At 48.0% G+C, this 22,057-nt stretch carries 25 protein-coding genes and 1 tRNA gene; 21 read left to right on the plus strand and 5 right to left on the minus strand.

Features of this window, described 5'->3' with window-relative positions:
* Nucleotides 1-5: 5 nt before the first annotated feature.
* Nucleotides 6-1,169 (minus strand): MFS transporter, encoded by a 1,164-nt coding sequence (locus MHN31_RS16480; RefSeq protein ID WP_239444806.1) that lies wholly within the window; start codon nt 1,167-1,169, stop codon nt 6-8.
* A 217-nt stretch (nt 1,170-1,386) separates the two neighbouring features.
* Here MHN31_RS16480 and MHN31_RS16485 point away from each other — a divergent pair, with 217 nt between their 5' ends.
* The 4 genes from MHN31_RS16485 to MHN31_RS16500 all read left to right on the plus strand — a co-directional run bounded on the left by MHN31_RS16485 (nt 1,387) and on the right by MHN31_RS16500 (nt 4,464).
* Nucleotides 1,387-1,929 carry a DUF2058 domain-containing protein gene (locus tag MHN31_RS16485; RefSeq protein ID WP_125560743.1) on the plus strand — a complete coding sequence of 181 codons (543 nt, stop codon included), beginning with the start codon at nt 1,387-1,389 and terminating at the stop codon, nt 1,927-1,929.
* A 101-nt stretch (nt 1,930-2,030) separates the two neighbouring features.
* Nucleotides 2,031-2,351 carry a c-type cytochrome gene (locus MHN31_RS16490; protein ID WP_010384005.1) on the plus strand — a complete coding sequence of 107 codons (321 nt, stop codon included), beginning with the start codon at nt 2,031-2,033 and terminating at the stop codon, nt 2,349-2,351.
* 161 nt (nt 2,352-2,512) lie between these two features.
* Entirely contained in the window at nt 2,513-3,280 is a 768-nt protein-coding gene (locus tag MHN31_RS16495) for a class II aldolase/adducin family protein (RefSeq protein WP_125560739.1), read from the plus strand.
* Between the two features lie 8 nt (nt 3,281-3,288).
* A complete protein-coding gene (locus tag MHN31_RS16500) occupies nt 3,289-4,464 on the plus strand; it encodes a mandelate racemase/muconate lactonizing enzyme family protein (protein ID WP_010384009.1) in 1,176 nt (391 codons plus the stop codon).
* Nucleotides 4,465-4,645: 181 nt separating this feature from the next.
* Here MHN31_RS16500 and suhB read toward each other — a convergent pair whose 3' ends face one another.
* Entirely contained in the window at nt 4,646-5,419 is a 774-nt protein-coding gene (suhB, locus tag MHN31_RS16505; protein WP_239444807.1) for an inositol-1-monophosphatase, read from the minus strand.
* 282 nt (nt 5,420-5,701) lie between these two features.
* Between suhB and trmJ the strand changes: the two genes are divergently transcribed.
* The 16 genes from trmJ to MHN31_RS16585 all read left to right on the plus strand — a co-directional run bounded on the left by trmJ (nt 5,702) and on the right by MHN31_RS16585 (nt 19,625).
* Nucleotides 5,702-6,424, plus strand: a complete 723-nt coding sequence (gene trmJ / locus MHN31_RS16510) for a tRNA (cytosine(32)/uridine(32)-2'-O)-methyltransferase TrmJ (protein WP_058796290.1) — start codon at nt 5,702-5,704, stop codon at nt 6,422-6,424.
* 267 nt (nt 6,425-6,691) lie between these two features.
* A complete protein-coding gene (gene iscR / locus MHN31_RS16515) occupies nt 6,692-7,183 on the plus strand; it encodes a Fe-S cluster assembly transcriptional regulator IscR (protein ID WP_010384014.1) in 492 nt (163 codons plus the stop codon).
* A 23-nt stretch (nt 7,184-7,206) separates the two neighbouring features.
* Complete coding sequence (locus MHN31_RS16520) at nt 7,207-8,421, plus strand: IscS subfamily cysteine desulfurase (RefSeq protein ID WP_010384016.1); 1,215 nt, start codon at nt 7,207-7,209, stop codon at nt 8,419-8,421.
* Nucleotides 8,422-8,474: 53 nt separating this feature from the next.
* On the plus strand, nt 8,475-8,858 hold the full coding sequence (gene iscU, locus MHN31_RS16525; RefSeq protein WP_010384017.1) for a Fe-S cluster assembly scaffold IscU: 384 nt from the start codon (nt 8,475-8,477) through the stop codon (nt 8,856-8,858).
* 9 nt (nt 8,859-8,867) lie between these two features.
* The gene (iscA, locus tag MHN31_RS16530; RefSeq protein WP_010384020.1) at nt 8,868-9,191 is read left to right on the plus strand and encodes an iron-sulfur cluster assembly protein IscA; all 324 of its coding nucleotides are present in this window, start codon (nt 8,868-8,870) and stop codon (nt 9,189-9,191) included.
* Nucleotides 9,192-9,254: 63 nt separating this feature from the next.
* Nucleotides 9,255-9,779, plus strand: coding sequence for a co-chaperone HscB (hscB, locus tag MHN31_RS16535; protein ID WP_138538734.1), 525 nt, complete (start codon nt 9,255-9,257; stop codon nt 9,777-9,779).
* Nucleotides 9,780-9,839: 60 nt separating this feature from the next.
* Complete coding sequence (hscA, locus tag MHN31_RS16540) at nt 9,840-11,702, plus strand: Fe-S protein assembly chaperone HscA (protein ID WP_125560733.1); 1,863 nt, start codon at nt 9,840-9,842, stop codon at nt 11,700-11,702.
* 1 nt (nt 11,703) lies between these two features.
* Nucleotides 11,704-12,042, plus strand: a complete 339-nt coding sequence (gene fdx / locus MHN31_RS16545) for an ISC system 2Fe-2S type ferredoxin (RefSeq protein WP_010384025.1) — start codon at nt 11,704-11,706, stop codon at nt 12,040-12,042.
* Nucleotides 12,043-12,101: 59 nt separating this feature from the next.
* Nucleotides 12,102-13,532 (plus strand): NAD-dependent succinate-semialdehyde dehydrogenase, encoded by a 1,431-nt coding sequence (locus MHN31_RS16550; protein ID WP_239444808.1) that lies wholly within the window; start codon nt 12,102-12,104, stop codon nt 13,530-13,532.
* Between the two features lie 245 nt (nt 13,533-13,777).
* On the plus strand, nt 13,778-14,662 hold the full coding sequence (locus tag MHN31_RS16555) for an NTP transferase domain-containing protein (protein WP_138538737.1): 885 nt from the start codon (nt 13,778-13,780) through the stop codon (nt 14,660-14,662).
* Between the two features lie 43 nt (nt 14,663-14,705).
* Complete coding sequence (locus MHN31_RS16560; RefSeq protein WP_239444832.1) at nt 14,706-15,779, plus strand: aminoglycoside phosphotransferase family protein; 1,074 nt, start codon at nt 14,706-14,708, stop codon at nt 15,777-15,779.
* Between the two features lie 154 nt (nt 15,780-15,933).
* Nucleotides 15,934-17,310, plus strand: a complete 1,377-nt coding sequence (locus tag MHN31_RS16565; protein WP_125560728.1) for a Gfo/Idh/MocA family oxidoreductase — start codon at nt 15,934-15,936, stop codon at nt 17,308-17,310.
* A 98-nt stretch (nt 17,311-17,408) separates the two neighbouring features.
* Complete coding sequence (locus MHN31_RS16570; RefSeq protein WP_239444809.1) at nt 17,409-17,945, plus strand: nuclear transport factor 2 family protein; 537 nt, start codon at nt 17,409-17,411, stop codon at nt 17,943-17,945.
* Nucleotides 17,946-17,975: 30 nt separating this feature from the next.
* Nucleotides 17,976-18,230: a hypothetical protein gene (locus tag MHN31_RS16575; protein WP_125560726.1), complete on the plus strand. Its 255-nt coding sequence runs from the start codon at nt 17,976-17,978 to the stop codon at nt 18,228-18,230.
* Nucleotides 18,230-18,850 carry a nicotinamide riboside transporter PnuC gene (gene pnuC, locus MHN31_RS16580; protein WP_239444833.1) on the plus strand — a complete coding sequence of 207 codons (621 nt, stop codon included), beginning with the start codon at nt 18,230-18,232 and terminating at the stop codon, nt 18,848-18,850. Before MHN31_RS16575 ends, pnuC begins: the two co-directional genes overlap by 1 nt.
* Nucleotides 18,837-19,625: a phosphotransferase gene (locus tag MHN31_RS16585; RefSeq protein ID WP_239444810.1), complete on the plus strand. Its 789-nt coding sequence runs from the start codon at nt 18,837-18,839 to the stop codon at nt 19,623-19,625. The genes pnuC and MHN31_RS16585 overlap by 14 nt, the downstream gene beginning before the upstream one ends.
* Nucleotides 19,626-19,722: 97 nt before the next feature.
* Here the strand turns inward: MHN31_RS16585 and MHN31_RS16590 are convergent, their stop codons facing one another.
* The gene (locus MHN31_RS16590) at nt 19,723-19,905 is read right to left on the minus strand and encodes a helix-turn-helix domain-containing protein (RefSeq protein ID WP_010384046.1); all 183 of its coding nucleotides are present in this window, start codon (nt 19,903-19,905) and stop codon (nt 19,723-19,725) included.
* Between the two features lie 221 nt (nt 19,906-20,126).
* Between MHN31_RS16590 and MHN31_RS16595 the strand changes: the two genes are divergently transcribed.
* Nucleotides 20,127-20,201 (plus strand) — tRNA-Arg (locus MHN31_RS16595).
* 35 nt (nt 20,202-20,236) lie between these two features.
* Here the strand turns inward: MHN31_RS16595 and MHN31_RS16600 are convergent.
* Nucleotides 20,237-21,196 carry a zinc transporter ZntB gene (locus MHN31_RS16600; RefSeq protein WP_125560722.1) on the minus strand — a complete coding sequence of 320 codons (960 nt, stop codon included), beginning with the start codon at nt 21,194-21,196 and terminating at the stop codon, nt 20,237-20,239.
* A gap of 65 nt (nt 21,197-21,261) precedes the next feature.
* The gene (locus tag MHN31_RS16605) at nt 21,262-22,002 is read right to left on the minus strand and encodes an alpha/beta fold hydrolase (RefSeq protein WP_239444811.1); all 741 of its coding nucleotides are present in this window, start codon (nt 22,000-22,002) and stop codon (nt 21,262-21,264) included.
* Nucleotides 22,003-22,057 lie beyond the last annotated feature (55 nt).

The following is a 22,057-nucleotide window of genomic DNA, read 5'->3' on the forward strand; positions in this document are numbered from 1 at the left end:
CCTGGCTACGACGATTTGTGTGCCAGGCCCACTTTATTCGGCTGTGTTCGGCTATAATTCCGCCACACCAGCAGCAAACCACCGCTACACACAAACAGCAGCGTTAGCAGGAAATAAACCAGCCCCCAGCGCTGATAAATGATGCCTGGCAGATAAGAGCCCAGCGCGCCGCCACAATAGTAAAAAGACACGTAGGCGCCATTGGTTACAGTGGCTTCGGCTTTACTGAGTTGATTGGCCAGGGGGGCTGCACTGGCATGGATCATAAACATGCAGGCGCAAAACACAGTAAACAGCACTAGAAATAGCCAAAAGTGATGCCAGAGCATGCCCAAAATGGTCAGGCAGTATAAAGCAAACAGGCCACTGAGGATCTGCCACATACAGGTCGATAACTTACTCAGTAGTGGGGTCGACAGAGACAAACACGCGCCGATCAGATATCCCGTATAAACCCACCCAATCAGGCGAGGGTCGTTTACCTGATAGTCATTGCTGAGAATGAAAGGCAGGTAGTTGAGCAGCGCCGCAAAGCAAAAAAACATGCAAAATACCGCGCCATAGAGGCTCAACAGATTTGCCTGCTTTAAGGGCTTGAGATAAGCCAGTGGATGATTTGCCTGACTACTGACCGCATGAGCACGCGCCGGTTTTATCCACCATGCCAACAACACAAGCGTCACAGCATTAAGCAGATAAAAACTTTGCCAATTGAACCATACGGCAAAGTTGGCAGCCAGTGTACGACCCAGATAGCCGCCAACTATGGTGCTGCCAATGTACCAGCTCATCGTGCGTTTGAGTTGGGTGTGCTGATAGGTGCGCCCCAGGTATCCCGTCATGGCGGTCAGCGCTGCCGGGAGTAGCAACCCTTCAACAAAGCGTATTGCAAGCATCCACTGAAAGTGCCCGCTGAGCGCAAACCCGACGCAGCACAGTGCCAGCAGTAGCATCACCACTTTAATGATCTTCAGTGGATTACGTTTCGTAAATAATAATCCGTAGCAGATGGGGGCAATCGCCAGTGGCAGCATAGTTACTGACATGAGCATGCCAGATTTTGCTGGTGTTATCTGATACTGGTGTGCAAACACCGACAACAACGGTTGGGGTGCGTATAAAACGCAAAAAATGGCGATGGAGCACAACAATAAGTGCGGCAGAGACATATCGCATCCACAATGACCAAATAGCGCTCAAATTATGCCTGTCAGACAATGGAATTGCGAAGCCAATTAGAGAAAACTTGCGGTAAATCATATTTTTTAGTTCAGACTCTGCTAGATTTTTGGCTAATAAAATTTTTCTTCCGTATCGGCCAGCAGCAGTGGTCAAATTCGTCTACTGCGTTAAAATAGCGTCAGTCTAGATTTATGGAGTGGCATTATGGGATCTCTACAAGATCAACTTTTGAAAGCGGGCCTGACCACCGAGCACAAAGCGAAAATTGCGAAGAGTGAAAAGCGCAAATCTCAGAAGAAAAAGAAAAAGAAAGGTGCAACCAGCGACGTCAGTGATCTGCAAAAACACATTGAGCAAACCAAACAGGCACAACAGCAAAAAGCCGAAGAGCTGAATAAGGCTAAACAGGCTGAGCTAAAAGAGCGTGAACAGGTAGCCCGGGTTAAGCAAATTTTGGAACACCATAACCAGGAAGAGATTCGCGGCAATGTGACTTTCAACTTTACTTACGAAAGCAAAGTGAAAGAGCTGGACGTGAATGCTCAGACGCAGCAAGCCTTGGCGAAAGGCCGACTGGCGATTTGCGTACTTGAAGGCCAGTTTTACGTGCTACAGGATGAACCTGCTCGTAAGATTGCGGAAGTCGATGAAAAGTACATTGTCTTCCACGTGGAAGATGATCAGAGTGATAAGGACGAAGACGATCCTTATGCAGACTTCGAAGTGCCTGATGATCTGATTTGGTAGGTACCCTGGCTGCACCCATATGCTCACCGTCATTGGCGTATGGATAACAGTGCGGCATAGACTACACTTGAATTGATCCGTTATATTAGAAGAGAAAAGATATGAGCAAGATGAAACAATTAATGTTAGCCAGTGGTCTGGCCGTTGCTGCCCTTTCTGCCGGTACAGCCAGTGCTGCCGATGGTAAGGCTTTATACACGGCGAAGATGTGTCAGACGTGTCATGGCGCAGAAGGTAAAGCACCTATCATGCCTTTATATCCTAAACTGGCTGGCCAGAATAAAGAATATTTGCTGGCTCAGATGAAAGACATCAAATCTGGCGCGCGCAGCAATGGCATGTCAGCAGCCATGAAAGCCATGACTGCAAACGTGTCTGACGCAGAGCTGGAAGCCATTGCCGATTACCTGTCTAAACTATAGTAGGCTGGCAACATTAAAAAAAACCACCGCTTGCCGGTGGTTTTTTGATCCACATCGACGATTATGCTTTCTCCCGGATTGAATCATTGCATCCCGGAGATGAGTGTTTTAGACTTCTATACATCCAAATTATATTGGGCTTTATAACAAAAGGAACAGCCATGTTTGAATTGCCGAAACTCAATCTTAAAGACAAAGTCAGTGAGCAAGAGTGGCGACTGCGTGTTGATTTGGCGGCGTGCTATCGTCTTGTTGAGCATTTTCGCTGGGGCGACCTGATCTATACACACATGTCTGCCCGTTTACCAGGCACAGATCACTATCTGGTGAATGCATTTGGACTGAGTTTTGATGAGGTTACCGCTTCTAACTTGGTGAAAGTCGACCTGCAAGGCAACATTCTGGACGACACGCCTTTTGAAATAAACCCGGCCGGTTTTACCATTCACAGTGCCATTCATGAAGTACGAGAAGATGCCCATTGTGTGATCCATCTGCATACCAAAGAAACCATTGCCGTTGCGAGCCTGGAAGGGGGCCTGTTGCCGCTTAGTCAGCACAGCATGTTTTCGCTGCCTTCGTTGTCTTATCACGAATATGAAGGCCTGGCCGTGAATGAGGCTGAAAAAGCGCGCTTACAGAATGATCTGGGTACTACCAACCACATGCTCTTGGTTAACCATGGGGGTTTAACGGTGGGGCCGACGGTCGGCGATGCCTTTATGCGTTTCTATGATCTGCAACGTGCCTGTGAGATCCAGGTTGCGATCCAGGCGACCGGTCGTTCGGCGATTGAAGTGCCGCAGCCCATTCAGGACAATATTTATAATCAGGCAAAAGTGGTGCACAGTGGTAGCACCGGTGGCCAATTAGCCTGGCCCGCCATGTTGAGAAAGGCATACCGCCTGGATCCTGGCTTTGCCGAATAGGAGTCAAAATGAAAGTTAATCGCGTCGAAGTGTTTGATATTCACTGTCCGGACAGACCTGCCTGGACCCCGGTTTTTGTTCGCATCCACACCGATGAAGGTATTTCAGGTGTGGGTGAAGCGGGCCTGGCCTACGACCTGGGACACAGTGCCGCTGCAGCCATGATCAAAGAAATGGCAGAAGCGTTTTTAATTGGCCATGACCCATTTCAGACCGAAATGTTGTGGGCTCGCATGTTACGTGAGAGCTTCTGGGGCTTAGGTGGTGGACCTGTAGTATATGCTGCCATGAGTGCCATTGATACTGCCTTGTGGGACATCAAAGGTAAGGCATTGAACCTACCGGTATATCAGTTGCTGGGCGGTAAAGTGAATGATGAGCTGCGTACTTACGCATCGCAATTGCAGTTTGACTGGGACAGTGAATTCAAAGCGTTGGTACAGCCTCACGAATATGCTGAGGCAGCACACAAAGCGCTGGCAGAAGGGTATGATGCAGTCAAAGTCGACCCTATCATGTACGACAAAGACGGCAATACATACTACGACCGCACTAAATTGATCTCGCGCGGCGAAATGAAGCTGTATCGGGCACGTATGCAGGCGATCCGCGAGGCCGTGGGCGATGAAGTGGATATCATTTTCGAATGCCACAGTTTGCCAGGTGCCACGTCTGCAATTCAAATTGCAGAAATTGCAGAAGAATTTGACTGTATGTATTACGAAGAGCCGGTCAATTATCTGAACCACTCACTGCATGCTAAAGTCGCCAACAAAACCGCGGTGCCGATAGCCGGTGGTGAGCGTTTGTATAATCGCTGGGATGTTCGTCCTTATTTTGAAGATCAGAGTATTGATGTATTACAGCCGGATATTGGTTTATGTGGTGGCTTTACCGAGACCAAAAAGGTCTGTGATTACGCCGATATTTTTGATATTCGCATTCAGGCGCACGTGTGTGGCGGACCTGTTGCAACGGCTGCCTCACTGCATCTGGAAACGGCCATTCCTAACTTCCTTATCCATGAGCACCATACTTATGCGATTAAGAAGTGGAACCGTGAGTTGTGTCTTCAGGATCCTCAGCCAGAAAAAGGCGTGTTTAAGGTGTCTGAAGCGCCAGGGATCGGCATTGAGCTGAATGATGAAGTGGTGATGCGCTCAGCCCGCGTTGAAATTAAGTAACTCAGGTTTAATGTCAGATATAAAAAAACCCAAACACTGTTTGGGTTTTTTAATACCAATTTGCTTAATTAAGTGTTCTATTTTGAGGCGAGAAAATATGTTCGATAACTAGGCAAAAATTTTGCTATTTAGTTGTTCTAAATGAGAAATTTTTAACACAGTTAGCGTCATATTTGCTCCGTCAAATTGAACAGGTATTAAGTGAAATTAGTTTAGGGGCACCACACACAATGTTACCACTGTTGTTGTAGTTGGCACCGCCAGCGAAGTCCATCAGCATGCCACCGGCTTCTTTAATCAGTAGTTCACCCGCTGCTGTATCCCAAGGCTTAAGACCGATCTCGTAGAAACCGTCGATACGACCCGCAGCAACATAGGCCATGTCCAACGCCGCAGAACCGGCGCGACGGATATCAGTGGTTTGAATAAACAGCGCTTTAAAGGTTTCAGTGTAAGCGTCCAGGTGATGCTTTTGTTTGAACGGAAAGCCTGTTGCCAGGACAGAACCTGCTAGTTCAGTACTCTTAGTAACGCGAATACGTTTGCTGTTCAATTGTGCACCCTGACCGCGAGACGCTGTAAACAGCTCATCACGGATTGGATCGTATACAACAGCTTGTTCGACGCGGCCTTTTACTTTCAGCGCGATAGAAATAGCAAAGTGTGGAATGCCCTTGATGAAGTTAGTGGTGCCATCAAGCGGGTCAATAACCCAAAGGTAATCGGCTTGCTTGCCATCTGTGTGGCCAAGCTCTTCACCGACAATTGCATGCTCCGGGTAGGCTTTCAAAATTGTGTCGCGGATAACCAGTTCCGCTTCTTTATCTACGTTTGTTACGAAGTCGTTTGAACCTTTTTGTGAAGTCTCAACCTGAGACATGTTTTCACAAGCACGTAGAATCACCTTACCCGCGTTACGCGCAGCGCGTACCGCAATGTTTAACATTGGATGCATAGCATTACCTTTGAATTGTAAAAGAACTAAAAATTTCGAGCCGGCGTATTCTAGCGATTTTTGCTGCAAAGTAAATAACCCTTAGTCAAAAAAGATGTGCTTTTTTTAACCAAATTGAGAAAGTGATTTAAATTCAGCCAGTTTATGTGAGGTAGGTGGTGTGCCGAGGTTTTCACTTGAGCTGGCTCTTTACTATTCAGGTGCGTCTGGTCCGGATTTTACTATCTGGCGAATTCGCGTTTGTGCTAAACTCCGCCATTATTTTTTCCTGAGGCATAAGACATGGCATTAGAAGACATTCGCATTGTATTGGTAAATACCTCCCATTCAGGCAATATCGGCTCGGTTGCACGCGCAATGAAAACCATGGGGTTATCGAAACTCTATTTGGTGGATCCTGCGTGCGAGGTAGACAGCCATGCCAGCGCGCTGGCGGCCGGTGCAACTGATGTGCTGGGCAATGCGGTTCAGGTAGAGAAACTCGAAGACGCCATTGCTGACTGTGCCTTAACCATAGGCACCAGTGCGCGTTCTCGTACTTTATCCTGGCCTATGGTTGGTCCGCGTGAGTGTGCTCAAAAGCTGGTAGATGGTGCTGAGCAAACCCCGGTTGCATTGGTGTTTGGTCGTGAAAACAGCGGTCTTACCAACGAAGAGTTGCAACTGTGTAATTACCACGTGTGTATTCCAGCAAATCCAGAGTACAGCTCACTGAATCTGGCTATGGCGGTGCAAACACTGGCTTATGAAACCCGCATGACTTATCTGGATCGCCAGGAGCAACCTGTTGAGCTGGACGACGTACAGTATCCCACTTCTCAGCAAATGGAACTGTTCTATGAGCATTTAGAGTCTACTCTGAACGACACCGGTTTTATCATTAAGCAGCACCCAGGCATGGTCATGACCAAGCTAAAACGCCTGTTTAACCGCGCTCGTCCCGAAGATCAGGAGCTCAACATCCTACGCGGTATTTTAAGCTCAATAAATAAATCAATAAAATGATGGGGTTAGCGTTTTGGTATGAGATATACCAAAGCGCTGCAATAATCTCATGCGTAAATACTTGACTAAAATACTCAGGTAATTACAATGTCCATAATACCTGAGGAAATTAGTCAGGTATTATGATAAGCGCAGATTGAACACACTAGGTAAGTACCTACCTACGTGTTATCCGCATAGCACAGGGCGATTGGTTGTTGGTTAATACTTGACTATCTTAGTCAGGTAATTACAATTTGCGCCTTGATAACTTTTCTGGGGGCACGCATGAAACTGACTTCAAAAGGCAGATATGCAGTGACAGCGATGCTGGACGTCGCACTACACGCAAATATTGGGCCCGTGCCTCTGGCGGATATTTCCGAACGTCAGGAAATATCTCTGTCATACCTGGAACAATTATTTGCCCGTTTGCGTAAACATGGCTTAGTGAGCTCTGTTCGCGGACCGGGTGGCGGCTATTTGCTGGGCCGCGACGCGCATACTATTTCTGTTGGCGATGTGATCGCCGCGGTCGATGAATCCGTAGATGCGACTCGATGTCATGGAGAAGGTGGCGGCTGCCAGAGCGGCATGCGCTGCCTTACTCATACATTGTGGTCAGACTTAAGTATGCGTATTGAAGAGTTTTTAAACAGTATTTCCCTCGCCGAGTTAGTCGCTAATTCCGACGTGCAGTCTGTTGCAACGCGTCAGGATAATGGGGTTAACAGTGCAATGAAGCAATTAGAGAATATTCAAGTGAGTTGCCAGCTGTAAACTGGCGTCTAGCGGAGAAAGAAATGAAATTACCGATATATTTAGATTATGCAGCGACCACTCCGGTTGATCAGCGTGTTGCAGACGAGATGATGCAGTGCCTGACTATGGATGGTAATTTTGGTAATCCAGCCTCACGTTCGCACCGTTTTGGGTGGCAGGCAGAAGAGCTGATTGACCAGGCGCGTAACGATATCGCTGATTTAATCAACGCTGATCCGCGTGAAATTGTTTTCACTTCAGGGGCCACCGAATCAAACAACCTGGCAATTAAAGGTGCGGCTAACTTCTATCAAAAGAAAGGTAAGCACGTAATTACCGTGAAAACCGAGCACAAAGCAGTGCTGGACACTTGTCGTGAATTAGAGCGTCAGGGCTTCGAAGTCACGTATATGGAAGTCGAAGAAAATGGTTTACTGGATCTGAAAAAGCTGGAAGCCGCAATTCGCGAAGACACCATTCTGATCAGCATTATGCATGTTAACAACGAGCTGGGTGTGATTCAGGATATCGCCACCATCGGTGAGATGTGCCGCGAGCGCAAAATTATGTTCCATGTTGATGCCGCGCAAAGTGCCGGTAAAGTACAGATCGACCTGCAACAGCTGAAAGTCGACTTTATGTCTTTCTCTGGCCACAAAGTGTATGGCCCTAAAGGGATTGGCGCACTGTATGTACGTCGTAAACCGCGTGCACGTTTAGAAGCGCAAATGCACGGTGGTGGTCATGAGCGTGGTATGCGCTCAGGTACACTGGCAACCCACCAAATCGTGGGCATGGGCTCGGCTTTCCGTGTTGCCAAAGAAGATTTCGAAAAAGATCATGCCCACATCAGTACGCTGCGTAAGCGTTTGCTGGACGGCGTGATGGATATGGAAGAAGTGTATTTCAATGGTGCTATTGACCAATCAGTGCCAGGTATTGTCAACCTGAGCTTCAACTTTGTTGAAGGTGAGTCATTGCTGATGGCGGTTAAAGACATTGCTGTATCATCGGGTTCTGCATGTACATCAGCGAGCCTCGAGCCGTCTTACGTGTTGCGCGCACTGGGCCGCAATGATGAACTGGCACACAGTTCAATCCGCTTCAGCATCGGCCGTTTTACCACTGAAGAAGAAATCGATTATACCGTTAAGCTCATCAAAGACTCGATTGGTCGTTTGCGTGAGATGTCACCGCTGTGGGAAATGTTCAAAGATGGCGTTGACTTAGATGCAGTTGAATGGGCACACCATTAAGCAAATCCGTGTATAGCAAGTTAATACTATAGGCAGGTAGTGAGGAAAGAATTATGGCGTACAGTAACAAAGTAATTGATCACGTGGAAAACCCACGTAACGTTGGTTCATTAGACAAGAACGATCCGAGTGTCGCAACGGGTATGGTTGGCGCGCCGGCATGTGGCGACGTGATGAAGCTACAGATCAAAGTATCAGGTGAAGGCATCATCGAAGATGCAAAGTTCAAAACCTACGGCTGTGGTAGTGCTATCGCATCATCATCGCTGGTTACTGAGTGGGTGAAAGGCAAGACACTTGATGAAGCAGGTGAAATCAAGAACACCGACATCAGTGCTGAGTTAGAGTTGCCGCCAGTGAAGATCCACTGCTCAATTCTGGCAGAAGATGCAATTCAGGCTGCAATTGCAGACTACAAGAGTAAACAGGCGAAGTAAGAGATAACTATGGCAGTGACACTGACAGAGTCGGCAGCAGGCCGAGTACAGACTTTTTTGGCCAACCGAGGTAAAGGCATCGGGCTGAGAGTCGGCATTAAAACGACCGGCTGTTCAGGTCTTGCCTATGTACTTGAGTTTGTGGATGAACTGGACGAAGGCGATGAAGTTTTTGAAGAAAGGGGCGTCAAAATCATCGTCGATGCTAAAAGTCTGGTTTATATCGACGGCACTGAGCTGGACTACACGAAAGAAGGTTTGAACGAAGGGTTTAAGTTCATTAACCCGAATCAAAAGGACGAGTGTGGCTGCGGCGAAAGTTTCACCGTATAATCTCTTTTGTGACTAACAACTCTAAAGCCCTGCCTTGGTAGGGCTTTGCTGTATTGGATGCGTATGCGATATTTTGACTTATTCGATTTACCGGTCAGCTATCAGGTTGACCTGGCAGCTTTGAACCAGCGTTATTTGGATCTGCAACGCGCCGTTCACCCCGATAAGTTTGCCCATCTGGGTGAGCGAGAAAAACTGTTGGCGGTGCAAAAAACGGCTGAGATCAATGATGCCCTGGCGGTATTGAAACACCCAGTAAAGCGCGCTGAGTACATGTTGAGCGAGCGTGGTGTTGATATACGTGCTGAGCAACAAACCTTGCAAGATCCGGCATTTTTGATGCAGCAAATGGAGCTGCGCGAGGCACTGGAAGACATAGCACACAGTACCGATCCAGAAGCAGAAATCGAATCCTTTGAAGCGCAGGCCAGACAATTGGAGCGGCAATACAGTGCTGGTCTGGGTGAGCTGTTGGTTAGTCAAGACGAAGCGGCTTTGCAGCGCGCGGCGGATCACATTCGCAAACTCAAGTTTGTTTATAAGTTGAAAGACGAGCTATCTCGGATAGAAGACAGCCTATTCGACTGATTCATGCGTTGTTGCTGCATAGTACAGCGACAACCAGCTTCACCAAAGTGAAAGAGCATTATGGCATTATTGCAAATTGCTGAGCCGGGGCAGAGCGCGGCACCTCATGAACATAAACTGGCCATCGGGATCGACCTGGGCACCACCAACTCTTTGGTTGCTACGGTTCAAAGTGGCGAGGCCAGAACCCTTAGTGACCTCAATGGCGATGCGATGTTGCCATCGGTCGTTCGTTATCATGGTGAGCAGATCAGCGTCGGCAAGACGGCACAGCAGGAAGCTGCACTGGACCCGGAAAACACCCTGATTTCAGTGAAACGCTTTTTGGGTAAAACGGCGCAAGACATAACCAGTAGTTATGGTCAGTTGCCTTACACCTTTGTTGAGCATCAGGGCAGCCTGGCGGTTCAAACTAGTGCAGGGCCAATCAGCCCGGTGCAGGCATCGGCCGAGATACTAAAATCACTTCATCAGCGCGCCGTTGAGAGTTTCGCTGGAGAAGACGTGATGGGGGCAGTGATCACTGTGCCTGCCTACTTCGATGATGCGCAGCGCCAGAGCACCAAAGATGCCGCTGAAATTGCAGGTCTGAAAGTACTGCGTTTGCTTAATGAGCCTACTGCTGCGGCAGTGGCGTATGGTCTGGACTCAGGTCAGGAAGGGATCATTGCGGTTTATGACTTGGGTGGTGGTACCTTTGATATTTCTATTCTGCGTCTGAACAAAGGGGTCTTCGAAGTACTGGCAACGGGTGGTGATTCAAGCCTGGGTGGTGATGACTTTGATGCGCTTTTGGTCGCTGTTTTTCAACAGCAAACCGGGTTAACGGATCTTTCCGCTAAAGAACTACGTTTGTTTATCAATAAAGCGAAGGCCTGCAAAGAAGCGTTGACCAGCTATGAAACGGTGAATGTGAAACTCCCTGTTCGCGAACAGGAATTCACCGTAACCATTACTCGTGATCAGTTTGCCGAATTGGCAGATGCCCTGGTTAAGAAAACTCTGCGTTCATGTCGTCGTGCCTTGAAAGATGCCGGCGTTGAAAAAGAAGAAGTATTGGAAGTGGTGATGGTTGGTGGTTCAACTCGCATGCCGGTGATCCGCGATGCCGTTGAAACCTTCTTTACTAAGCCGCCTTTAACTTCCATTGACCCAGATCGGGTAGTGGCCTTAGGTGCGGCAATCCAGGCGGATATTCTGGTGGGCAACAAGCCCGATTCAGATATGCTATTACTGGATGTTTTGCCATTGTCGTTAGGCCTTGAGACCATGGGCGGTCTGGTTGAGAAGATCATTCCGCGTAATACCACTATCCCGGTTGCCCGTGCGCAGGAGTTTACGACTTTTAAGGATGGTCAGACAGCCATGTCTTTGCATGTGTTGCAGGGTGAGCGTGAGCTGGTTGATGACTGTCGCTCTTTGGCTAAATTTAGCCTCAAAGGCATTCCCCCTATGGCAGCGGGTGCAGCGCATATTCGTGTCACATTTAAAGTGGATGCGGATGGCCTGCTGAGCGTTTCAGCCATGGAAAAATCAACAGAAGTACAGGCTGAGATCCAGGTTAAGCCGTCGTTCGGCCTGAGCGACGATCAGGTTGCACAAATGTTGAAAGATTCAATGAGTAATGCCAAAGAAGACATGCAGGCGCGTATGCTTAAAGAGCAGCAGGTTGAAGCATTGCGTGTACTCGAAGCACTGGAAGCGTCGTTGGCGACCGACAGTAACCTACTTAATGAGCAAGAGCTGAGCGCATTACGCGCTGCGATGGCTGAGCTTGATAAAGCACGACTAACTGCCACCGATCCACAAGCGATCAAAGCGGCAATCGAACAGGTGGATGAGGCAAGCGGTGAGTTTGCATCACGCCGTATGGATGTATCAATTAAACACGCACTGCAAGGTCAGTCGGTAGACGAGGTGTAATATGCCACAGATTATCTTTTTACCACACGAAGAGCTTTGTCCGGAGGGCGCAGCCATTGAAGCTGAATCTGGCAAAACGGTACTGGATGTGGCGCTGAAAAATGGCATCAGTATTCCTCATGCCTGTGAGAAATCATGTGCCTGTACGACCTGTCACGTGGTTATTCGTGAAGGGTTTGATTCGCTTGAAGAGAGTGATGAACTGGAAGATGACATGCTGGATAAGGCCTGGGGTCTGGAAGCGGAGTCCCGACTGGGCTGTCAGGCAGTGATTGCCGACGAAGATCTGGTTGTGGAAATACCCAAGTACAACCTTAATATTGTCAACGAAGAACACTAATCGTTGTTATCACAGGGCCGCATTATGCGGCCCTGTTCAGTTATGTAAGGAGTGCAGGTATGACGCATAACACCGAACAAGCGCATAGCTGGATTAATGGCAGTCCCTGGCAATCACCGCGGCAGTTAACGGTTGTTAACCCCGCAAATGAATTGCCCATTGCTACGGTTTCAATAGCAGATCAGTCAGCGGCCGAGCAAGCGCTGAATGCAGCGCAGGCCTGTTTTGACACCCTTAAGCAGCGCACGTCACAACAGCGCGCAGCGGTCCTGGAACGCTGGTATCAGCTTATTTTAGATAATGAAGCTGCGCTTGCAGAGCTGATGAGCAAAGAGCAGGGTAAACCGCTCAAAGAGGCCGTCGCAGAAGTCAGATATGCCGCAGGGTTTGTTCAGTGGTTTGCTGAGGAAGCTCGGCGCGCTTATGGTGAGGTGATCCCATCACATAGTCCTCATCACCAACTTACAACCATTAAACAACCGATCGGTGTCGTACTGGGGATCACACCCTGGAACTTTCCCCTGGCTATGATCACGCGTAAGGTGGCACCGGCTTATGCTGCGGGTTGTCCATTTATTCTAAAACCTTCTGAAGAAACCCCGTTGAGTGCCATTGCTCTGGCAAAGCTGGCGTTGGAGGCGGGATTTGAAAGCGCGGCATTTCAGGTTCTGGTGACAGACGATGCAGAGACGTTGGTTGCTCCTTTGTTGGCAAGTCCAGAGGTGCGAAAGCTGACCTTTACGGGGTCGACTGCGGTAGGTAAAAAGCTGCTGGCGCTCAGTGCGGATACGGTTAAACGCACGTCAATGGAGCTTGGCGGGAATGCGCCTTTCATTGTTTTTTCCAGCGCTGACGTGCGAGAAGCCGTTGCGGGCTTGATGGTGGCTAAATTCAGAAACGGCGGGCAAACCTGCGTAGCGGCTAATCGAGTTTTCGTCCATCGCGATGTCCAAGAAGCGTTTACAGCAACCTTGGTTGATGAAGTTGCTCAGTTGGTTGTTGGTGACGGCTTAGCGCCGGACACCGATATTGGCCCATTGATCAATCGCAAGGCCAAAGACAAAGCACAGCAATTGGTTGATGATGCGCTCGCTCGAGGTGCTAAACAGATCTATCAGGGGGCACCTTGTGTTGGTCATTTTATGGCTCCAACTGTGCTACAGGGGATCACTGAGGAGATGGATATTTATCATCAGGAAATTTTTGCACCGGTTGTGAGTATCATAGCGTTCTCGGATGAGCACACCGTGGTGCGTCAGGCAAATAGCGTCAATGAAGGGCTGGCTGCTTACTTTTATTCTCAGGATGTGTCGCAAATCCATCGGGTGTCTATGGCACTTGAATATGGCATGGTTGGGGTCAACGAAGGGGCGATTTCAAACCCTGTTGCGCCATTCGGAGGCGTGAAGCAATCCGGGTTGGGAAGAGAGGGAGCCAAAGACGGCTTACAGGAGTTCCTGGAAAGTAAATATCTGTGTCAGAAATTTTAAGATTAATTGTTCCGTTATATGGAACTGTTACCATGCTGATGTGAGTATGATGCGAATAGAGCTTCAGCTTTATTCGCAAAAAAAATTAAATTTATTCACTTATATCAATTTCTTATTGTCCACTCTTTTGGCTGAAATCAGCACAGCCATCAAGTACCTGTTATCTCACTTTTTACAACGGCTTTTAATTTATGTCGAAGCTATGTACACTAGCCGTTTAATTTTTGAGTGGCTGGACATTATCTATGTACCAAAGGAGAAGCCCGACTTTGGTTGTCCTGGCAGCAGGCTTGGGTACCCGGTTTGGTGGTAACAAGCAGATAGCGATACTGCCGGACTTCAACTGTACCATTATGGAGCTGAGCATTCAGGACGCATATGCAGCCGGTGTGCGTCATGTTGTGCTGGTGATTAACCATCAGGTTCGCCCTTTGATAGAGCAACAGATCTTGCCGCGGTTACCTGACGGATTACAAGTCGACTTAATTGAGCAAGCCGTCGATAACGTGCCCCCGCGTTTTGCCGGGAATGCGTTATTGCGAGAAAAACCGTGGGGAACCGGGCATGCGTTATTGTGTGCAAAGTCCGCGATACCAGGTGATGCGATTGTGATTACTGCGGATGACTATTACGGCCCAGATGCTTATAAGCAGCTTGTAGGTCATTTCGCTGAGCCGGCGCAAGAAGATATGGCTATTGTTGGCTATCCGCTTGGGCATACTTTGTCACAACAAGGTGGCGTAAATCGCGGAATATGCCAAACTCATAAAGGCAGGTTGCTCGAAGTCGTTGAATATCTGGATATTCAACATAATAATGAGGTGTTATCCGGGGTAGCACCAGATGGCAAGCGCGCTGCTTTACCAGAAACTGCGCTGGCCTCAATGACGTGTTGGGGCATTACACAGACGCTCTTAACGCAACTAGAGATTGGCTTTTCCCTGTTTCTAGAAAATTATGACAGCGATGTCAAAAGCGAGTATTATTTGCCTGATTGTATTCAAAGTTGTATTCAACAAGGTCTGCTTCAGGTCAGGGTGCATAGTGCATCTGATCGCTGGTTTGGTATCACCTACAAAGAAGAATTAAAGAGTGTCTCAGGATTATTATATGAATTACGTCACGGATGAACCTATCACCTGCCATCGTATTGAGAGCGGCAATGAGGTAACAATGAAAAATCGTGCAATTGCAGAGGTCTTATCGCAGCAATTTGGCTTGCAGGGAGAATCTGTTACGTTACGTCCGATCGGTAATGGACATATTAATACAACGATGTTGCTGAAAAATAAGCAGCGTGCTTTGGTTGTGCAAAAACTCAATACCTGTGTTTTTCCAGAGCCTGAGCAATTAGTCACCAATGCCAGAAAAATCGAGCAGCACTTAGCAAGCAAAGCCAATGACGGTGGCTATGAACTCGCCATTATTCGCCATGTACCGACCATAGAGGGAAAGTATCTTGTTCATGTTGAAGATGAAGTGTGGCGTGCATTGGAATTCATTGGTGGCAGTTATAGTGAAGACGTGGTCGACAGTGAAGCAAAAGCAAAAATTGCGGCCAATGCATTTGGTCAGTTTGCTGCGGCACTGGATGATTTCGATGCGACTCAGCTGCACCATGTGATCCCGAATTTCCACAACCTTGCTATGCGTATTGAGAAGTTTGAAGAAACACTCGAACAGGATCCTCTGGGTCGCGCAGCCTCGTGCCAGGAAGAAATTGCATTTTGCCGGGCACAATTTTCACTTGCTCAGGAAGTGGCAGAAGCTGAAGCACAATTACCGTTGAGAGCCTGCCATAATGATACCAAGATCAATAATATGTTGTTTTGCTCGGAGTCAAATGAAGCACGTGCTGTGATAGATCTGGATACGTGTATGCCTGGCTACTGGTTGTATGACTTTGGTGACATGGTCAGAACGTTCTGCTCTCCTGAGGCGGAAGATTCCACTAACCTGGCAAATGTACGTGTACGTGAAGAAATCTTTGCGGCGTTGGTGAAAGGATATAAGGGACCGCTGTCGGACAGTCTAACAGGCACCGAAAAGCACAGCTTTATACTTGGCGCGAAAGTTATGCCATTTATGATAGGTTTGCGATTTTTGACCGATTATCTCGATGGTGACAATTACTTTGCCATTAAGCATTCAGAGCATAACTTGCAACGAGCGCAAAACCAGTTTGCGCTCTATCAGGACATTGTTGCAAAAGAAGCTCAACTGAATGCCATTATTGCAGAATTGTAATCGTTTTAGATTCACAAGTTAAAGCGCCTTTTGGCGCTTTTTTTGTATCAGAGAACAAATTTGTACCGATTAAATCTCTGTTTATCGCAACGCTTTTGCAACCCAGGATACAATCCGTTAGCGTGCACAGGAAGTATCTTCGAGGACAATAATAATGACAAATTTAAATCGCCGAGATTTTCTTAAGGCGGCGGGGGTTGCCGCGGCTGCCGGAGTCGTTTCAGGCTGCGCACAAAGTAAAGTCGATCCGGTTCAGGCTACGCCTGAGCGACAGGGAAAATCAGTCATTGGATTGATTGCACCAAAGATGGACCTTGTTCGTGTTGGTTTTATTGGTGTGGGTCAACGTGGCTATGGCCATGTGAAGCGTATGAGCCATATTGAAGGCGCTGAAATCGTTGCCTTATGTGATACGCATGAAGAAGTTTTGCTGCGTTCAGCGAATTATCTGACAGAGCGGGGAGAGAAGGCCCCAGCCCTGTATCAGGGGTCAGAGTTTGCTTATCGGGAAATGCTTGCCCGGGATGATATTGACATCGTTATTATTTCGACACCTTGGCGTTGGCATGCGCCGATGGCAGTCGACACCATGGAGAGCGGCAAACACGCCTTTGTTGAAGTGCCACTGGCCCTGACGGTGGAAGAAATGTGGCAATTGGTTGATACCGCAGAACGGACTCAGAAAAACTGTATGATGATGGAAAACGTCAACTACGGTCGTGATGAGTTGATGGTATTGAACATGGTACGGCAGGGCCTGTTTGGGGAACTGTTACACGGTGAAGCTGCGTATATTCATGAGCTGCGCTGGCAGATGAAAGAGCTGGAGCATAAAACCGGCTCCTGGCGCACAGAGTGGCATACTAAGCGTAATGGCAACCTCTATCCCACTCACGGCTTAGGGCCGGTATCTCAGTATATGAATATTAACCGGGGTGATCGATTTGATTTTCTGACTTCCATGAGTTCACCGGCACTGGGCCGGGCTGCCTATGCTCAGCGCGAATTTGCATCGGATCATCAGCGTAATCAATGGCGATATGTTGCCGGTGACATGAATACGACTTTGGTAAAAACGGTCAAAGGGCGTTCTATTATGATCCAGCACGATACCACAACGCCGCGCCCCTACTCCCGACATAATTTGATCCAGGGCACCAACGGGGTGTTTGCCGGGTTCCCGAATCGCATTGCGCTAGAACATGGCGGCACAGGGTCTTTTCATAACTGGGATGAAGATATGAGTACCTGGTATGCCAAATATGATCACCCTCTGTGGCTGAAAATGGGTGCAGAAGCCGAGCGCAATGGGGGTCATGGAGGCATGGACTTTTTGATGTTCTGGCGGATGATTTACTGTCTGAGAAATGGCGAACCGTTAGATCAGGATGTCTATGATGGTGCTGCCTGGTCGGTGATTTCGCCTTTGTCAGCATTGTCTGTGGCAAACCGCAGTGAGTCTGTAACCATTCCTGATTTTACCCGTGGTGCCTGGCAAAGTGCGAAGCCATTAGGCATAGTTGGCGCTTAGTTGTGTGCCGGCACAGATCATCCTATTCGGGTATGATATAATCACTGGGCTCTTACTCGAGGGCCACTTTAGACTGATATTCATACCCGGAGGTAGATTTGCGCGGCACATTCACCACACAGCTCACTCTATGTCTTGTGTTGCTGGTAACCTTCCTGATTGCTGGCTGTGGCCTGACAGATAATACCCGAGCGTCAGCGCGCGAAACGAGTGCGCTCAGACAAGTACTCAATGACTACATAGCGACCTATCAGGCACGTCAGGATTTTGCTTTATTTTTGTCCTTTTATGCCGACGATGTTCAGCTGGAAGACATGATTTATGGCTTTGCTGTCAAGGATAAACAGGCATTGGCCGAGTTTTTTAATTGGTCTGCCGGGAATGTCAAAATTCTGGATGGGAAACAGACATATACCCTCAGCGAGGTGATCTTAGACGAGCAGCAACGTCGTGCCGTTATTCGTGGCACCTATGTGCGCTTTGAGTATGAAGGTCGGGAAATGGGCCCCTGGCGATTCACGACCGTATTACACTTTAACCCGGACAATAAGATCGCCTATCAGCAGGATTGGATCAATTACAGGCCTCGCTCGTTAACGGACGGTGGCAGCAATTTAAATTATCCTGCAAACTAACTCCTTTATAATTCTGACGAGGACACTGTGATGCAACTCTCTGTCGAGATCAGCAAATATCCATTGCATGCTGACTATATCCCTTTTATCAAAGACTTTATCGAGCGCCTGAATCAGCACCCGGAGCTGAAAGTACTCACTAATACCATGTCTACTCAGGTGTTTGGTGACTATGATGTGCTGATGGATACTCTATCTGCAGAAATGAAGCGCTCGTTTGAGCAGTTTGGCAAAATCGTTTTTGTCTGTAAATTCATCAGTGGCGACCTGTCGCCCCAATCATGATGCAGTGGCTAGCTGAAACCTTGGCTGGGTTCACTGCCATGTCAGTGTGGGAGTATCTGGCCGTGATCTTATCAGCCGCTTACCTGTTGCTGGCGATAAGGGAAAACTCATGGTGCTGGCCTGCGGCGTTTGTCAGTACTTTTATCTATACCGTGATGTACTGGAATGGTGCGTTGCTGATGGAGTCCTTGCTGAACTTTTACTATATGTTCATGGCGGTAGTAGGCTGGTGGATGTGGCGCAGTGGCAGACAGGATAAGTCTCTGGAAATCGTTTCCTGGTCCTTGTCTCGACATAGCATTATTATTTTGGGCACATTACTTGTGGCGTTGGGCATTGGTTATGTGATGGATAAGTATACTCATGCTGAGCTGGCTTATCTGGATAGCCTGACGACTTGCTTTGCTGTGGTAACCACTTACCTGGTTGCCCGTAAAGTGTTGGAAAACTGGCTGTATTGGGTAGTGATCGATGCGGCGTCTATGTATCTTTACTATCTCAAAGGCTATTACCCCACCCTGGTGCTGTTTGGTTTTTACACCATAGTGGTCTGTTGGGGGTATGTGCGTTGGTACGAAGTACATCAACAAAAAGAGGGCAAACCGCTTGCCGCGCTTTGATGCTGAGCTGAGTGCACTGATCAGGCAAGCTTTCCCCGCTCTTAGCATCAGTGCACTGCGTCCACTCAACAAAGGGTTAAGTAATAAAAATTACTATCTTGAGCAGGCGCAACAAGGTTATTTGCTTAAGCATTATTCAGGCACAATGCCTGTCCAGGCGCTGGAAGCGCAGGGACAGCTGGCTCTCCTTGGCGTGGCACAGCCTTTGGCAGGTTACCATGTTCAGACCCGGCTGGCGTTGTTTGAATTTTTACCACAACAAGATGAGCCGCTCTGCCTGAGCGATAGCTTGTTAGCAAACCTGCACACGTTACATGGTTTTGTGCGACCCCAGAGCGGGCAACTTGACCTGAGTGCGGCGCTCTGTGAGGCCGCTCTGGTGCTCGAAGGGAAGTTTGATGTGTCTGCTTTAGGTCGAAGGCGGGCGCAGTTTGAGCCTGATATCTGCTTTTGCCACAATGATTTGGTCAAAGACAATCTGCTGGTAACAGCACAGGGACCCGTGTTTATCGATTTTGAATACGCGCAATACAACGACCGATATTTTGATTTGGCGGCCTTATGTGTCTCTTTTTCGCTGTCAGTACGTGAAGGTAATCAGATGCTGAAGCGCTATTTCAGTCTGGCAGAGATCCCGTTGCCAGAGTATGCAGAGGATAAGCTACAATGCTATGTGGAAATTTACCTGCTGCTCTGTCTTGCCTGGTATCAGCAACGCGGGCTGGTCTCGTATGTTGACCCCTTACTGCTCCTGTTGAAGGCGTGGTGTCGTTAGTCGCTTCGCACAGACCATTTTGCCCGAGCATCAGTCGGGCGTTTTATTAGTCTGGTCACGAAGCAATATTGGGAAGGCGGCGTCGCTTCTGTTGCGCTTAAATGCCGCCTAGTCGTTTTGCCAGTTCTTTGTATTTTTCTACGTCATCTTTGTCAAAAATGGGTTCGCCCTGCTCATCCTGTTGTTTGGCAACTAACAGGTTTTCGCGTGCCAGTCGCCTGACGCGCTCCACTTTAACATCTAAAAATTCAGCAACTTGTTCAGTGGTCATTGGAGTCATAATACGGTCCTCTCAGGATGATGTCGTGTTAATACAGGAGACCAATTTTCCGTGTATTAACAGGTCGTCATTATTGTTATTGTTCTAAGCATAGTTAAATATCGTGAATTTCGCTCTGTGTGAAGTCTTTTTTCGAGTTTTAGACCATAAATTAAGCATATAGACAACAATGACTAGTATTTGCGGCTGGATATGATTATTATTGGCACCACTAAGATGTTGCTCTCGTGGTGAAATGGATATCACGTGGCCCTCCGGAGGCCAAGTTCTAGGTTCGATCCCTAGCGAGAGCGCCATTTTACGTCACATCTATGCTTCTAAATTCCGCATTTTATATCCATTTCCGACGTTTAAACAAAACGCCTACAGCAATGGTTAATATCACCAATGCAAGTATGAAAATTGTGAATGCCCAGGGATTCTCTGTGCCTGGAATGCCTCCTATGTTGACCCCCAATAGACCGGTTAAAAAGCCCAACGGTAAAAACAGGGCTGCGACCACAGACATTATGTACATGCGCTGATTCAGCTGCTCATTAAGCTGATTGGTAATGCTTTGTTGCAGGACCTGTGCCCGTTCAATGCTGGCTTCGAGCTCTTCAATATAGCGGCTGAGGGTGTTATTTGCCTCGCCGAGTAAGCGGCGCTGCTCAAGACTCAGAAAGTTCACCTTAGTATCAATCAAATCATAGATAGCTTGACGCTGCGGTTTGATATAGCGCTTTAAGGCGATAACCTGACGCCGTAGCAAGGTAATTTGATGGTAGTCAGGCTGGCATTCCTCTTTGTCCAGTTGCTCTTCAAACTCATCCAGCTGTTCTTCGACCTGCCATAATGTGTCCTGCATACGGTGTGTCAGGCGATCAATCAGGGCGCAGATCAGGTCGCTGATTGACTGAGCCCCCTGACCGTCCAGTAATGCGCTGTGTAGCTCTTCGATAGAAATCAACACGCGCTTACGACAAGTGATCAGCACGTTTTTATTTATAAAGCAGCGCACTGAGACCATATCTTCCGGGTTTTGCCTGGGGTTAAGGTTGACGCCGCGTAAAAACAACAGCAACCCATGACTTGCACGGGTCACACGAGGTCGGGTTTCCTCTGCAAGCAAAGCTTGCCACTCCCATTCCTGCAGAAAATCCAGCTGGCTCAAGAAATGTTGAACTGCGTCGTTTGTGTAGTCAAAGTGCAGCCAAAGCGGCACCTCGTCTTTGAGTGCCTGCGTTAAATCTGATATCGGGGTTGCGCCACCCTGGCCGTCCAGCATGAGCGCATGAAGTAAGCCTTCCATTTTATTACCTGTATACACATGAATGTGTTTATCTTTGGCCAACTTACCCACTTAGGCAAATCAAATTACAGTATTTTGTGTAGTACCTGATTGACCTGACTGATCACTTCATCACTGCATTGATTGATGAAGAAGTGGCCACCATTAAAGTAATGAATGTCAATTTTGTGTTCACTCAAATCCTGCCAGCCGTGCAGCTGCTCGGCACTGATTTCGATGTCATCATAGCCATGAAACACAGTGATAGGGCAGGGCAGGTTGACAGGTTGGGCCTGATAACACTCGGCAATTTGAAAATCAGCTCTCAATAAGGGGAGCAGTAACTCCATCAGCTCTTTGTGTTCCAGCAGCTCTTTGGGTGTGCCATTAAGTTTATAAAGCTCTTCAACAAACTCATCATGGGGCAAGTTGTAAATGCGCTTCTTGTCTGTGCTGGTGTGTGGGGCGCGGCTGCCCGATGCGATTAGGTGGCGTGGTAACGGCGCGTTTTGTTGAACCAGATGTTTCGTGACTTCAAAAATCACTCGGCTACCCAAACTGTGCCCCATGAGTACATAGGGCTTTTCGGTCAAAAAGGCCTGATATGCCAATAGCTCATCCACTTTTTGTTGCATGGTCACATGAGCAGGCTCTGCCATGCGTGCACCACGACCCGGAAATTGCAATAGCACCAGTTCTACATCGGGGTGAAGCGCACTGTTCCATGGCATATATATGGCGGGTGAGCCGCCAGCATAAGGAAAACAAAACAGTCTGAGTTTGGCATTGGGGTTTGGTTTCGGTATTACAAAAAGCTTGCTGTTCATGTTGTTATATCTTTTATCTGAAATTAGGAACTATCCTATCAGACGACCTCCAAGC

The organism is Pseudoalteromonas sp. McH1-42 (genome assembly GCF_022347845.1).
Lineage (GTDB): Bacteria > Pseudomonadota > Gammaproteobacteria > Enterobacterales > Alteromonadaceae > Pseudoalteromonas > Pseudoalteromonas rubra_D.

Excerpts from the sequence above, each read along its gene's own strand:
- MHN31_RS16480 (WP_239444806.1), bottom strand. The coding sequence starts at position 1,169 with ATGTCTCTGCCGCACTTATTGTTGTGCTCCATCGCCATTTTTTGCGTT.
- iscA (WP_010384020.1), top strand. The coding sequence starts at position 8,868 with ATGGCAGTGACACTGACAGAGTCGGCAGCAGGCCGAGTACAGACTTTT.
- fdx (WP_010384025.1), top strand. The coding sequence starts at position 11,704 with ATGCCACAGATTATCTTTTTACCACACGAAGAGCTTTGTCCGGAGGGC.
- MHN31_RS16565 (WP_125560728.1), top strand. The coding sequence starts at position 15,934 with ATGACAAATTTAAATCGCCGAGATTTTCTTAAGGCGGCGGGGGTTGCC.
- hscB (WP_138538734.1), top strand. The coding sequence starts at position 9,255 with ATGCGATATTTTGACTTATTCGATTTACCGGTCAGCTATCAGGTTGAC.
- MHN31_RS16500 (WP_010384009.1), top strand. The coding sequence starts at position 3,289 with ATGAAAGTTAATCGCGTCGAAGTGTTTGATATTCACTGTCCGGACAGA.
- MHN31_RS16485 (WP_125560743.1), top strand. The coding sequence starts at position 1,387 with ATGGGATCTCTACAAGATCAACTTTTGAAAGCGGGCCTGACCACCGAG.
- MHN31_RS16495 (WP_125560739.1), top strand. The coding sequence starts at position 2,513 with ATGTTTGAATTGCCGAAACTCAATCTTAAAGACAAAGTCAGTGAGCAA.
- MHN31_RS16605 (WP_239444811.1), bottom strand. The coding sequence starts at position 22,002 with ATGAACAGCAAGCTTTTTGTAATACCGAAACCAAACCCCAATGCCAAA.
- MHN31_RS16575 (WP_125560726.1), top strand. The coding sequence starts at position 17,976 with ATGCAACTCTCTGTCGAGATCAGCAAATATCCATTGCATGCTGACTAT.
- iscR (WP_010384014.1), top strand. The coding sequence starts at position 6,692 with ATGAAACTGACTTCAAAAGGCAGATATGCAGTGACAGCGATGCTGGAC.
- MHN31_RS16520 (WP_010384016.1), top strand. The coding sequence starts at position 7,207 with ATGAAATTACCGATATATTTAGATTATGCAGCGACCACTCCGGTTGAT.
- pnuC (WP_239444833.1), top strand. The coding sequence starts at position 18,230 with ATGCAGTGGCTAGCTGAAACCTTGGCTGGGTTCACTGCCATGTCAGTG.
- hscA (WP_125560733.1), top strand. The coding sequence starts at position 9,840 with ATGGCATTATTGCAAATTGCTGAGCCGGGGCAGAGCGCGGCACCTCAT.
- MHN31_RS16600 (WP_125560722.1), bottom strand. The coding sequence starts at position 21,196 with ATGGAAGGCTTACTTCATGCGCTCATGCTGGACGGCCAGGGTGGCGCA.
- trmJ (WP_058796290.1), top strand. The coding sequence starts at position 5,702 with ATGGCATTAGAAGACATTCGCATTGTATTGGTAAATACCTCCCATTCA.
- MHN31_RS16555 (WP_138538737.1), top strand. The coding sequence starts at position 13,778 with ATGTACCAAAGGAGAAGCCCGACTTTGGTTGTCCTGGCAGCAGGCTTG.
- MHN31_RS16550 (WP_239444808.1), top strand. The coding sequence starts at position 12,102 with ATGACGCATAACACCGAACAAGCGCATAGCTGGATTAATGGCAGTCCC.
- MHN31_RS16490 (WP_010384005.1), top strand. The coding sequence starts at position 2,031 with ATGAGCAAGATGAAACAATTAATGTTAGCCAGTGGTCTGGCCGTTGCT.
- MHN31_RS16560 (WP_239444832.1), top strand. The coding sequence starts at position 14,706 with ATGAAAAATCGTGCAATTGCAGAGGTCTTATCGCAGCAATTTGGCTTG.
- MHN31_RS16590 (WP_010384046.1), bottom strand. The coding sequence starts at position 19,905 with ATGACTCCAATGACCACTGAACAAGTTGCTGAATTTTTAGATGTTAAA.
- suhB (WP_239444807.1), bottom strand. The coding sequence starts at position 5,419 with ATGCATCCAATGTTAAACATTGCGGTACGCGCTGCGCGTAACGCGGGT.
- iscU (WP_010384017.1), top strand. The coding sequence starts at position 8,475 with ATGGCGTACAGTAACAAAGTAATTGATCACGTGGAAAACCCACGTAAC.